The sequence below is a fragment of the Paenibacillus sp. PK3_47 genome, from assembly GCF_023520895.1.
Taxonomy (GTDB): domain Bacteria; phylum Bacillota; class Bacilli; order Paenibacillales; family Paenibacillaceae; genus Paenibacillus_AQ.
This window is the reverse complement of the sequence record NZ_CP026029.1, coordinates 1855239-1867707: the sequence shown is the minus strand read 5'-3', so window position 1 is coordinate 1867707 and position 12469 is coordinate 1855239. Positions and strand designations below refer to the sequence as shown.

Annotated in this window: 11 protein-coding genes; 9 read left to right on the top strand and 2 right to left on the bottom strand. The window is 51.4% G+C overall.

The features are described from left to right. The first annotated feature begins 62 nt into the window (after positions 1-62). The 3 genes from trxB to C2I18_RS08440 all read left to right on the top strand — a co-directional run bounded on the left by trxB (position 63) and on the right by C2I18_RS08440 (position 1893). A complete protein-coding gene (gene trxB / locus C2I18_RS08450; RefSeq protein ID WP_249900789.1) occupies positions 63-1004 on the top strand; it encodes a thioredoxin-disulfide reductase in 942 nt (313 codons plus the stop codon). Positions 1005-1101: 97 nt separating this feature from the next. Then, positions 1102-1335 (top strand): glutaredoxin family protein, encoded by a 234-nt coding sequence (locus C2I18_RS08445; protein ID WP_249900788.1) that lies wholly within the window; start codon positions 1102-1104, stop codon positions 1333-1335. A gap of 120 nt (positions 1336-1455) precedes the next feature. After that, positions 1456-1893, top strand: a complete 438-nt coding sequence (locus tag C2I18_RS08440) for a GNAT family N-acetyltransferase (protein WP_249900787.1) — start codon at positions 1456-1458, stop codon at positions 1891-1893. Positions 1894-1987: 94 nt separating this feature from the next. On the opposite strand, the gene C2I18_RS08435 is transcribed toward C2I18_RS08440, so the two are convergent. Together C2I18_RS08435 and C2I18_RS08430 are read right to left on the bottom strand one after the other, a co-directional pair. Beyond that, positions 1988-2188 carry a hypothetical protein gene (locus tag C2I18_RS08435; protein ID WP_249900786.1) on the bottom strand — a complete coding sequence of 67 codons (201 nt, stop codon included), beginning with the start codon at positions 2186-2188 and terminating at the stop codon, positions 1988-1990. 206 nt (positions 2189-2394) lie between these two features. Next, complete coding sequence (locus tag C2I18_RS08430) at positions 2395-3555, bottom strand: ROK family transcriptional regulator (RefSeq protein WP_249900785.1); 1161 nt, start codon at positions 3553-3555, stop codon at positions 2395-2397. A gap of 281 nt (positions 3556-3836) precedes the next feature. Here C2I18_RS08430 and xylA point away from each other — a divergent pair, with 281 nt between their 5' ends. The 6 genes from xylA (at position 3837) to C2I18_RS08400 (ending at position 12414) form a co-directional block, all read left to right on the top strand. Beyond that, a complete protein-coding gene (xylA, locus tag C2I18_RS08425) occupies positions 3837-5153 on the top strand; it encodes a xylose isomerase (RefSeq protein WP_249900784.1) in 1317 nt (438 codons plus the stop codon). A 145-nt stretch (positions 5154-5298) separates the two neighbouring features. Further along, a complete protein-coding gene (gene xylB, locus C2I18_RS08420; RefSeq protein WP_249900783.1) occupies positions 5299-6795 on the top strand; it encodes a xylulokinase in 1497 nt (498 codons plus the stop codon). A 97-nt stretch (positions 6796-6892) separates the two neighbouring features. After that, a complete protein-coding gene (locus C2I18_RS08415) occupies positions 6893-8437 on the top strand; it encodes a response regulator transcription factor (protein ID WP_249900782.1) in 1545 nt (514 codons plus the stop codon). Positions 8438-8591: 154 nt separating this feature from the next. Beyond that, positions 8592-10400 carry a sensor histidine kinase gene (locus C2I18_RS08410; RefSeq protein ID WP_249900781.1) on the top strand — a complete coding sequence of 603 codons (1809 nt, stop codon included), beginning with the start codon at positions 8592-8594 and terminating at the stop codon, positions 10398-10400. A gap of 113 nt (positions 10401-10513) precedes the next feature. Continuing rightward, the gene (locus C2I18_RS08405; RefSeq protein ID WP_249900780.1) at positions 10514-11500 is read left to right on the top strand and encodes an ABC transporter permease; all 987 of its coding nucleotides are present in this window, start codon (positions 10514-10516) and stop codon (positions 11498-11500) included. A gap of 14 nt (positions 11501-11514) precedes the next feature. Continuing rightward, positions 11515-12414 carry a carbohydrate ABC transporter permease gene (locus C2I18_RS08400; protein ID WP_249900779.1) on the top strand — a complete coding sequence of 300 codons (900 nt, stop codon included), beginning with the start codon at positions 11515-11517 and terminating at the stop codon, positions 12412-12414. The last annotated feature ends 55 nt before the right edge of the window (positions 12415-12469 follow it).

Here is a 12469-nt window from a genome sequence, read left to right as displayed (position 1 = left end):
CATTATAATAATTTTAATTAAGAGTCGGCACCTTAACCGCCCTACTCAAGGAGGATAAAGTCATGTATAAATCCATTATTGTTGGTACCGGACCGGCCGGACTGACTGCTGCTATCTACCTGGCCCGTGCGAATCTGAATCCGCTGGTCATTGAAGGACCCCAACCCGGGGGCCAGCTCACCACGACTACGGAAATCGAGAACTTCCCCGGATTCCCTGAGGGCATTATGGGTCCTGAGCTGATGGATAATATGCGCAAGCAGGCTGAGCGTTTTGGAGCCAAATTCGTTACCGGATGGGTGAACAGCGTAGAGCTGGGCGGACGTCCGTTCAAGCTGAATGTGGAAGGAATGGGTGCGCTCACTACAGATACACTGATTCTGTCCACTGGCGCTACTGCCAAGTATCTGGGCATTCCCGGCGAACAGGATAACATCGGCCGCGGTGTCAGCACTTGTGCAACCTGCGACGGCTTTTTCTTCCGGGGCAAAGAGATCATCGTTGTCGGAGGCGGTGATTCCGCGCTTGAAGAGGCGGGCTTCCTGACCCGTTTTGCATCCAAAGTAACGCTGGTGCACCGCCGCGGTGAGCTGCGTGCTTCCAAGATCATGCAGGACCGTGTACGTGATAACAACAAAGTGAGCTGGAGCCTGAACCGTACGCCAATCGAAGTGACTTCAGGCGAGCGCGGTGTAAGCGGGCTGAAGGTGCTCAACAATGAGACCGGACAGGAAGAATTTATTGAGGCCAGCGGTGTATTCGTAGCGGTCGGCCATCACCCTAATACAGCCTTCCTGGGCGGACAGATCACTACGGATGCCAATGGGTATATCGTTACGAATCCAGGTACCTCCGAGACTAATATTCCGGGCGTGTTCGCATGCGGCGACGTGCAGGATACACGTTACAGACAGGCAATCACGGCTGCGGGCAGCGGCTGTATGGCGGCTATGGATGCCGAGAAATATATTGAAAGTCTGGAACACAGCGCAGTTATGCTGTAACCTTCCGCCTGGAAGCAGAGCCGTTCTGATGCTACAATTAAAAGCAGCTGACAGAATCTGCAGGGCAGGTTTTGCATAAAATTCGGGAGGTTCCGCTATGGAAAATGTAATTGTATATACGTCGACCAATTGTCCGCATTGCCGCCAGGTGAAAAGCTTCCTGAGCGAGAAGGGGATTCCCTTCGAAGAGCGCAATATTGAACAGAACGATGATTTTGCCCAGCAGGTCTGGGATATGGGGATGAGAGCTGTGCCTGTCACCCTGATCGGTGATTTCAAAATCGTAGGGATGAACAAAACACAATTCGCCAAAGCCCTGGCTGCGGTATAATACATTTTCTTTTGACAAAATATGAATAGAGGGCCGCTTCCGCGACGGAAGCGGTCTTTAGTTTTGCCCGGTCCGACTGGCCGCTCATCATATTTACCAATGAAAGGTTGCTGCGTACAAGTGTTAATCAGTCTGAAAAATTATTGGGATACCGAAGCCGTGAAAGCTCTGCTCGCTGAATGTATGCGGGCCGGAGAAGAGCGGGTAGAGGAGGAAGTGCAAAGCTATCTGCAGGATGATTCAATGAGGTTATTCGGAAGCTTCGTAAACGGCGAGCTGGCCGGCCTGGCCGGACTGTGCAGCTCCGGTGAGGATCTCGTGATCAGGCATTTTGTCGTCAAAGCCAAGTGGCGCCATAAACGGCTGGGAAGCGGGATGATTGAGGAGATTGCCCGGGCCTGGGGGAAAGGGGCCTTAAAGGCGGAGACTGACCATGAAGCCGTCGTATTCTATAAAAAGGCCGGGTTCAGCGTTACGAGCCTGGGAGAAAAATATCCGGGAGTAGAGAGATTCCAGTGCATTCTGCCGTTAAGCCGCTCCGAAGAGGCCAGCCTGTGAACCTGCCGGCAGCTTGCGCAGCATCAGCAGTCATGTCTGTTCACAGGCAAGGGCTAAATTGTGTATGGGCAGGATCAAGTAAGTCTTAAACAGCCTACGCCTGGGTAAAAGACATAACGACCTGAAAAACAGCATATACAGCAATACCGCTGGAAATAAGCATGAATCCTGATTTCTTTCTGGACTGGAACAGACGCAGCACACCTAAGCTGACCAGAGGGGCAATGATGAGCAGCAGCAGCAGCACAGCGATGAACATCTGCGCCGAAATATCAGACGTATCAACATAGGTCATGGACTCACTCTCACTTTCAGATGAAGGGGTGATGGTGACATTTATCACACTTGTGACCTTAATTATATAGGATTGCGGCTGTCTTTTCTGCACCTTGAAGGACTATAATACGTCTATTTTACGTCAATTGTTTGTCGATCCTGTTATGGCTGGCGGTCCCGGATTGGCGAAGCCAAATGAAGGCTTTTGCCTGAGCATTATGAAGTCTACAGGGTTACGCGGATATTGCCGAGAAAATGCATCACCGCCGAGAAGCCCGCGCCGATCATCGTTCCGCGGCTGCCTAGCCTGGAAAAAGTAATTTCCAGCTGCTGTTTGTGATAGGGCAGCGTGCGTTCGGCTACGACCTTCCGGAGCGGCCCGCCAAGCCACGGCTCAGCCTCGGATAAGGCGCCCCCGATGACGATCAGCTCCGGGTTAAAGCTGTTAATCAGGTTCGTCACCCCGATCCCCAGAGATTCCCCCATAGAGGCGAAATGGCGAAGCGTATCCTCCTGCCCGTTCCGCGCATACTGTACAAGCTCAGGCGTTGTGCGTGCCGGTAATGAGAGGCCGGCATTATCATAGGTTTTTTCCGACGCATACAGCTCCCAGCAGCCGCGGCTGCCGCAGCTGCAGGGTGTTCCGTCCGCTTCGATCGTCATGTGGCCCGTTTCCCCTGCGTACCCGCGGGCCCCCTTGTACAGCTCGCCTCCGATAATGATTCCGGAACCGATACCGGAGCCTGCGCTGATGTACAGCAGATGGCGGACGCCGCGGGCTGCGCCGAAGCTCAGCTCACCCTGCGCTCCGGCATTGGCCTCGTTGTCGATGGTCACCGGCACTTCAAAGGTATTTTCCAGAATTCCCCGCAGATCGACCATTTCCCAGCCTAAGTTGGGTGCGAACAGCACGACCCCGTTCTCGTCAACCATCCCCGGAACCCCTACACCTATGCCCACTATGCCATAAGGGGAAGGGGGAGCCTCTGCAATCAACTCTGTAATCATGCCTTTCATTTGCTCCAGCACATAAGGGAGGCTGTGCGTGTCCAGCAGTGCCTCCCGTTCCTGAAGAATACCGCCCCCCAGATCGCACAGGACTGCAGTCAGCTGTTTGACGCGCAGCTCTATACCGATTACACTGCCGGCCATGTGGTTGAAGTGCAGCATCAGCGGCTTGCGGCCGCCGCTGGATTCCCCGGGCCCTGCTTCGGTCAGCAGCTCCTGGCTGCACAGCTCGCCCACAAGGTTGGATACAGTGGCTTTGTTGAGGCCGGTCATACTTGAGAGTGAGGCCCGTGAGACAGGGGAATGGGTACGGATGGTATGTAAAATAAGCGACTTGTTGATTTTTTTGACCAGCGCCTGATCACCGGTTACTTTCACACATTACACTTCCTTTTGTTGATAACGTTCTCATAAAACAGTATGCCATTTAGTCTAGAATGATGTGGAGCAAAATGCAACAGGGGGTGCAGGAAAGAGGTCAGCCCGGCTCTATGCCAGCGTGAATAGGGTATGGGGCGGAGGGGGAGTTTATATCATAAATTGACAAAATAAAAAGTTTGTAAAACTTTGTTTAACCAATATACAAAGTCAGAAAGATGTGTTAAGATGATGCTGTAAACGCTTGCGGGCGAAGCACAATACCGAGGAGGATTTTACAAATGGCTTATTTTGAATCAGTAGGCAACATCTCTTACGAGGGAAGCCGTTCCACCAACCCTTTCGCATTCAAATTCTACAACCCTAAAGAAATCGTAGCCGGCAAAACGATGGAAGAGCACCTGAAATTTGCAATGGCATACTGGCATACATTAACTGCAGGCGGATCCGATCCGTTCGGCGCAGAAACAGCAGTACGCAGCTGGGACAAACTGAGCGGTCTGGACAAAGCCAAGGCCCGCGCAGAAGCTGCTTTTGAATTCATGGAGAAGATGAACCTGCAGTACTACTGCTTCCACGATGTGGACATCGCTCCGGAAGGCACGTCCCTGCGCGAATTCTACAGCAACATCGACACCATCGTAGATATTCTTGAGCAAGGCATGAAATCTTCCGGCAAAAAACTGCTGTGGAACACTGCCAACATGTTCACTAACCCGCGCTACATGCACGGTGCAGGCTCCACGCCTAACGCTGATGTCTTCGCACATGCAGCTGCACAAGTGAAGAAAGGTCTGGAAGTGGGTAAACGTCTGGGCGCTGACAACTATGTATTCTGGGGCGGCCGTGAAGGCTACGAAGAGCTGCTGAATACGGATATGGGCCTGGAGCAGGACAACATCGCACGCCTGTTCAACATGGCAATTGACTATGCTAAGGAAATCGGCTTTGAAGGACAATTCCTGATCGAGCCTAAGCCGAAAGAGCCTACCAAACACCAATATGACTTCGATGCGGCAACTTGCATCGCATTCCTGCAGAAGTACAACCTGTCCCAGCACTTCAAACTGAACCTTGAAGCGAACCACGCAACGCTGGCCGGCCATACTTTTGAGCACGAGCTCCGTGTAGCCCGCCTCAACGGCATGCTGGGATCCCTTGACGCGAACCAGGGCGATCCGCTGCTGGGCTGGGATACTGACGAATTCCCGGTTAACATCTATGATGCTACACTGACTCTGTATGAAGTACTTAAGAACGATGGACTTGGCAAAGGCGGAATCAACTTCGACGCCAAGGTACGCCGTCCTTCCTTCGAGCCTGAGGATCTGTTCCTGGCGCACATCGCCGGCATGGACACTTATGCCAAAGGCCTGAAGGTAGCTGCCAAGCTGCTGGAAGACCGTGTATTCGAAGACTTCATTGCCAAGCGCTACAGCAGCTATAACGAAGGTATCGGCGCCGACATCGTGTCCGGCAAAGCTACACTGGCTTCGCTTGCTGAATATGCACTGAACAACGAAAATCCGCGTCCTAACCAATCCGGACGCCAAGAGCTGCTCAGAGCCACTTTGAACCAGTACATCCTGGCTGAGTAGGACCTGTCCTGTGAACTTTAAGCTCCGGCTTTAGTTCACAGCCGCATCAAATGCAGCGGGGGTTGCTGAAGAGAGCATTCTTCGGCAGCCCCCTTTTTAACGTCATACCAGGCTTGCATAACTTGTTAGAGGGAGAAGGATAAATATGAAATATGTTATTGGAATCGATCTGGGAACAAGTGCAGTAAAAACGGTGCTGGTTGATCCGCAGGGAAAGGTAGCCTTCGAGCATTCCGAAGCTTATCCGCTGAGCAGACCCCAGCCGAACTGGAGCGAACAGAACCCCGAGGATTGGGTGAACGGTACACTGGTCAGCCTGCGCCGGCTCATCGAGGTATCGGGAGTAGACCCTTCCCAGGTCGACGGCCTCAGCTTCTCCGGGCAGATGCACGGACTGGTGCTGGTAGACAGTGAAGGCAAAGTACTGCGTCCGGCGATCCTGTGGAATGATACGCGGACCACTGCACAGTGCCGCAGAATTGAATCCACGCTCGGCAGCAAGCTGATCGATATCGCCAGAAACCGTGCGCTGGAAGGATTCACTCTGCCCAAGATTCTTTGGGTTCAGGAGAATGAACCGGAGGTTCTGTCCCGGGCCCACCAGTTCCTGCTTCCGAAGGATTATGTGCGTTTGCGGTTGACCGGCGACTATGCGATGGATTATTCTGATGCTGCCGGTACACTGCTGCTGGATGTGGCCGGGAAAGAGTGGAGTGCCGAAATTGCCGAAGCCTTTAACCTGCCGCTAAGCCTGTGCCCGAGACTGGTGGAATCCTTTGAACAGACCGGAACCCTGCTTCCGGAGATTGCCGAAGCTTCAGGCCTGCTGCCTTCGACGAAGGTATTTGCCGGCGGCGCCGACAATGCCTGCGGAGCGCTTGGTGCCGGAATTCTCGGAGAAGGCCGTACGATGTGCAGCATTGGTACTTCCGGTGTAGTGCTCTCTTATGAGAGCAACAAGGATCTGAATCTGGAAGGCAAGGTTCACTTCTTTAATCACAGTGAAAAGGATGCCTACTATATCATGGGCGTTACACTTGCCGCTGGCCACAGCCTTACGTGGTTCAAAGAAACCTTCGCGGCGGACAAGAGCTTCGATGAATTGCTTCAAGGCGTGAATGCCGTGCCTGCCGGCAGCGGCGGCCTGCTGTTTACACCGTATATTGTCGGTGAACGCACCCCGCATCCGGATGCCAACATCCGCGGCAGCTTCATCGGCATGGATTCGGGTCACACCCTGGACCACTTCACCCGCTCTGTGTTGGAAGGGATTACGTTCTCACTGCGCGAGTCCATTGATATTGTACGGGAGTCGGGCAAGGAAATTACAGAGATTGTAGCGATTGGCGGCGGGGCGAAGAATGAAGCCTGGCTGCAGATGCAGGCGGATATTTTTAATGCCTCAATCATCAAGCTGGAGAGTGAACAGGGACCGGCAATGGGTGCGGCTATGCTGGCTGCCTACGGCAGCGGCTGGTTCACTTCGCTTGCTGAATGTGCCGAGGCCTTTATCCGGCCGGCTGAACAATTCAAACCTGACGCTGAACAGGTGAAAACTTATGACGGCTTGTTCGCGGTCTACCAGGAAGTATACAGCCAGACCCGCGGAATGAATGACAAGCTGGCTGCGTACCGCAAATAAAAAACCGGAGCCTGAGTACTCCAGGCTGACGTTTATTAGCGATTTCCGTAAGGGGGATTCCCCCTTACGGATTTCCATCTAGGGGGACAGAAGCATCATGATAAAAGTGCTGATTGTTGATGACGAGCCGAAGCTGAGAGAAGGGCTGCGGACGCTCATTCCCTGGGAAGAGCAGGGCTATACCGTAGTGGCGACAGCGGCGAACGGAATCGAGGCGCTTGAGAAGTTCCATACCTTTGCTCCCAAGCTGATTGTCGCGGATATTCGGATGCCGGGAATGGACGGCCTGGAAATGGTCAGTGAGCTGCGCAAGGAAGGTGCAGATTGCCATGTGCTGATTCTTAGCGGCTATGCCGACTTTGAGTATGCCAAGCGGGCCATTTCCTATCATATAGACGGATACTTGCTTAAGCCCGTGGATGAAGATGAGCTGATCTCCTATCTGCAGGATATTCGTACGTCGATAGCCGAGGAGGAGCTTCTGACTCTGCGTCGGTCGGATATGCCTGTACGCAGCAATGAAGCCGTCCTGCGTGAGCTGCTTCAGCCGCGTGAAGGCGGATCCGGACCGGCTCAGGCTGCAGCGGAGCTGGGGCTTACGGGAACTAGCTGTGAGGTTGTGCTGGTAGAGCTTAAGCGGCCCCACAAGGGGGAAGACGGGAAGGAAGAGCGTGTCAAAAGCCTGCTGGAGGAGAACTGGCCCCGGGAGCAGGCGCTGTTCTTTACCATCCCTCCTTATATGGGGCTTCTGCTTATGGAGCCGCTGGAAGATGAGATGCAGCGCAATGCATTGTGGCAGACCCTGAAAGGAATCATTGAAGGCGAAGGCCTTGATTTTCATGCAGCAGCCGGAGGAGCTGCGGAGGACCCGGAGCAGGCAGGGGAGTCTTTTCTAACTGCCCGGGAGCTGCTGGAGAACGCTTTTTTCGGCCGCAAGGAGATTCTGGTCAGCGGGCAGCCGGATGATTGGACAGAGTCCGTAGAGGAGCCGGAAGAGACGCTCGACTTCGAACGCGATGATGAAATGGAGTTGCTGCTTGCGATAGAAACCGGACGGGAGGAAGCAATCCGGCACCTGCTGGGACGGATTATCCGCAGGCTGGTTGCAGTAAGGCGTGATGAGATTTATGTCAAAGACAATCTTATCCGCATCCTTAGCAGTACGATTGCCCGTCTGGAGGCAGTGAACGCGGATATCCGTTCTTATATTACTGCCAATGCTTCCCCCGCAGGAGAGGTATACAGCGGCTATTATTTGAGTGATGTTGAGCAGATCCTGTCAGGTTATCTGGTACAACTCTCCAAGCAGATGAATTACGGGGGCGGCCGCGGTGATGAGATCAAACGGATTACCGACCTGATCCAGCGCCGGTATAATGAGAATCTGAAGCTGGGAATGCTGGCGCAGATTTTTAATTATAACAGCGCCTATCTGGGCAAGATGTTCAAGCTGCAGGTGGGTGAGCACTTCAATACTTACCTGGACAAGGTCCGAATCGAGAAGGCCAAGCAATTCTTGACCCAAGGTATGAAGGTTTATGAGGTGGCTGAAAAAGTCGGCTACATGAATTCCGATTATTTTAATGCCAAATTCCGCAAATATGTCGGAGTATCTCCAACCGCCTTCCGGAAGGACCAGTAGTTTGGAGCGTAAGTGCCTTGAGCCTCTTTAGGCTGAAAGGGCTTGCCGAACAATCGGCGGGAAGATTATGATAGACAGGCTGTTTCCCTTTTGATAATGAGGGGGGCAGCCTGTTTGCCTTGAAGGGCAGGCGACTTGTGAAGGAGGGTTACGGTTGATTAAAAAGCTGGTGCGCATCATTAATAATCTGAAGCTGAAATACAAGCTTATCCTGTTTTATATTGTCGTGGTGATGATTCCGGTAATTATTGTCGGCATCATTCTGACGGGTTACTTCCGTGATGCGGCGTTGACCAGAGCCATTGATCAGGCGACCAACAATGTCGATAAGCTGAAGAGCCAGGTGACCACCAAGCTTCGTGTACCTACGGATATCTCCAATCTGCTGTACTTTGATGAGGAGCTTGAAGGGCTTGTAAATACGGAATACCCCAGCATTCTGGAACTGACCAAGGCTTACTTAGACTATACAAATTTTCAGGAGTACATCCTGCGTTACCGGGAGATTTCCAACATCCGCGTTTTTATTGAAAACAATTCACTGGTGGATAACATGTCTGTCGCGCCGCTGACACCTGAAATAGAATCAAGAGCCTGGTACAAAAAGGTTATGGAGAGCAAAGGGATTTACTGGATGTACATTCCCGACAAGGATAAATATTTCAACAGCACCAGAGGGACCATCAACAAGCTTAGCCTTGTGAGGCAAGTACCCTATCCTCAATACCAGAAGTCCGGAATACTGATGGTACAGGTGGTACAGGACGAGTTGAACGGGATGCTGGTGCAGGAGCCCTATGAGACGATTATTACCGATGAACAGGGATACATCGTGGCTGCTAAGAATCCGCAGCTTGTAGGGAGCACCCTGGATGCTTTTGATATCGGGATGAATATAGATGGCAAGTCCAAGGACGTGATCCGCACAACGGTAAAGGGGGCGGACTCCTATGTGATTGTAGATGAAGTGACACCTCCGCTCAGCGTCAGCAGGCTTAAGCTCATTTCCGTGTTCGAAACGAAAAGCATTATAAGCGATGCCAATAAGGTAAGCCAGCTCGGCCTGCTGATTATTTTTGGCGTGCTGCTGGTGGCGCTTGTGCTTGTCTATACGATCTCTCTTTTGACCACTAACCGTCTGCTCCGGCTTAGCCGCCAGCTCAACCAGGTCGCGCTGGGCAATCTGAATATCGTCTCCCGGATTGACGGTACGGACGAGATCGGCCAGTTATCACGGCAGTTTAATTATATGGTGACCAGCATTAACCAGCTGATCAATCAGGTCGTAGAGAGCAACGAGAAGAACAGCAAGCTGGAAATCGCCCAAAGAGAGATCAAACTGAAAATGATGGCCAGCCAGATCCATCCGCATTTCCTGTTTAATGCCCTGGAATCGATCCGGATGAATGCCCATCTCAAGGGCGAGAAGGAGCTTGCCAATATCGTAAGGCTGCTCGGCAAGCTGATGCGCAAAAACCTGGAGGTAGGCAGGGAGCGTGCGCCTATGAAGGAAGAGATCGAGATGATCCGTTCTTATCTGGAAATCCAGAAGTTCCGCTATGAGGACAGGCTGATGTATGAGATTGAATTTGAACCGAAAGCAGCTGAATTTATGATTCCGCCGCTGATCATTCAGCCGCTGGTGGAGAATTCCGTTGTCCACGGGCTGGAGAATAAAGAGGGCACAGTGAACGTCAAAGTGAAAGTAACTTTAAACGATGAGGAAATTCTGGTGAGTGTTACAGATGACGGGATAGGGATGACAGCAGGGCGGCTGACTGAGATTCTGGAGCTGATTACCAAGCCGGAGGAGGAGCCGGGCAGCCGGATCGGCCTGCGTAATGTACATCAGCGGCTTGTGCTGTATTACGGTGAACAGCATGGTCTAAAGATTGTGAGCACAGACGGGCAGGGCACAGAAATTTCCTTTTCTATCCCCTTTGATAGCGATTACAAGATGTAGTTGCCTGCAGCTGCTCCAATGTCTAATTTGTATATGATTTTAGGTAAAATCTGTCGGGTATTCGCTTACAAAATGGTGCGGTATGATAAATCTATAAAAACGAAGGGGGAATAATGATCGTGAAAGCGCTCACTGAAAACGGTGTTACAGCAAATAAAAGCGTAACCCCCCACCCACCTGCGAAGCGGAAAAACGGATTTTGGAGTAGCGTACTGCAGCAAAAGTACTTGTACCTGATGTCTCTTCCATTCGTAATCTGGGTCTTCATCTTTAGCTACCTGCCCTTATGGGGATGGACGATGGCATTTCAGAATTATAAGCCTGCCAAGTCGTTTGGGGAACAGAAATGGGTCGGACTGGACAACTTCAAAGAGCTGTTCCAGGATGAACGCTTCTATCTCGTATTAAGAAATACTCTGGCAATGAGTATTCTCGGACTGATCGTCGGATTTGTGGTCCCCATCCTTTTTGCGGTTCTGCTCAATGAGCTGCGGGGAAGCGTATTCAAAAGAACGGTTCAAACAGTATCTTACCTGCCTCACTTTGTATCCTGGGTCGTTGTAGGCGGGATTGTCTATAAGACACTCTCGATCGACGGCGGGATCGTGAACGACCTGCTGCTCTGGATGAATGTCATTGATGAGCCGATCCAGTTCATGGCAAAAGGGCAATACTTCTGGGGAGTTGTAACAGGAGCTGATATCTGGAAAGAAACAGGCTGGAATGCGATCATCTATCTGGCAGCGATTACAGGTATCGATAAAGAGCTGTATGAAGCGGCAAAAGTGGATGGTGCAGGAAGAATCAAGCAAATGTTCAACATTACTTTGCCGGGTATCCGTTCAACCATTATGGTGCTCCTGATTATGAACATCGGTCACCTGATCGGTATCGGCTTTGAAAAACAGTTCCAGCTTCAGAACAACCTCGTTACCGATTATTCGGAAGTGCTCGACTTGTATGCGCTTAAATACGGTATTCAAATAGGCCGGTTCTCATATGGTACAGCAATCAGTATGTTCACTTCAGTAGTCAGCGTAATCCTGCTGTTCACTGCCAACGGTGTGATGAAGAAATTAACTAAAGAAAGCATTATGTAAGGAGGGGATCTTAAGTGGCTACCAAAGCTTTTCAAATGTCAAAGTCTGAACGTGCATTCGATATATTCCTGTATGTTTTTCTCACATTGGTAATGATTGTGACGCTTTATCCCTTCCTGAACGTGCTGGCGATTTCCTTCAATGAATCTACAGACACTGTTCGCGGCGGTATCTATATCTGGCCGAGAGAATGGACCCTTGATAACTATGAGCGGATCTTCAGCTATACCGGCTTGATTCAGGGCTTTAAGATCTCTCTTCTGCGTACCGTTTCAGGTACACTGCTCGGATTGGCGAGTTCAGCAATGCTCGCCTTTACACTGAGCCGCCCGGAATTCAGAGCCAGAAAGTTCATCTCGGTTTTCCTGGCCCTGACTATGTATTTCTCCGGCGGTATGGTGCCTATGTACATTCTGATGAGAGATATGAACCTGATCGGGACGTTCTGGATTTACATCCTGCCAGGTGCAGTTTCCGCATTTAACGTCTTCATTATCCGCTCCTTTATGGATGGTCTGCCGTTCGCGCTGCAGGAATCAGCCAAGCTGGACGGGGCGAATGACTTCAAGATTTTCTATAAGATCATCCTGCCGCTCTGTAAGCCGGTTCTGGCAACTATTGCCCTGTTCCTGGCGGTCGGACAATGGAATGAATGGTTCTCTACCTATCTGTACAACGGCAACAAAGCGCATCTTACAACACTGCAATATGAGCTGATGAAGGTACTCGCGACTACCAACCAGGGCAGCGGCATGGTAAATGCCAACGATATGGCCCAGCAGATGGCACAGATTTCACCTGAATCCATCAAGATGGCAATCACGATTGTTGTAACCGTACCTATCCTGGTAGTTTATCCGTTCCTGCAAAAGTATTTTGTCGGCGGTATGACACTGGGTGCAGTTAAGGCTTAAGGTTTTCTTAAGGTAAAGCTTGCAGGGAGCGTATATGCTGACCGAAGATCCGGCA

Excerpts from the sequence above, each read along its gene's own strand:
- xylA (WP_249900784.1), top strand. The coding sequence starts at position 3,837 with ATGGCTTATTTTGAATCAGTAGGCAACATCTCTTACGAGGGAAGCCGT.
- C2I18_RS08445 (WP_249900788.1), top strand. The coding sequence starts at position 1,102 with ATGGAAAATGTAATTGTATATACGTCGACCAATTGTCCGCATTGCCGC.
- C2I18_RS08405 (WP_249900780.1), top strand. The coding sequence starts at position 10,514 with ATGATCGTGAAAGCGCTCACTGAAAACGGTGTTACAGCAAATAAAAGC.
- xylB (WP_249900783.1), top strand. The coding sequence starts at position 5,299 with ATGAAATATGTTATTGGAATCGATCTGGGAACAAGTGCAGTAAAAACG.
- trxB (WP_249900789.1), top strand. The coding sequence starts at position 63 with ATGTATAAATCCATTATTGTTGGTACCGGACCGGCCGGACTGACTGCT.
- C2I18_RS08435 (WP_249900786.1), bottom strand. The coding sequence starts at position 2,188 with ATGACCTATGTTGATACGTCTGATATTTCGGCGCAGATGTTCATCGCT.
- C2I18_RS08415 (WP_249900782.1), top strand. The coding sequence starts at position 6,893 with ATGATAAAAGTGCTGATTGTTGATGACGAGCCGAAGCTGAGAGAAGGG.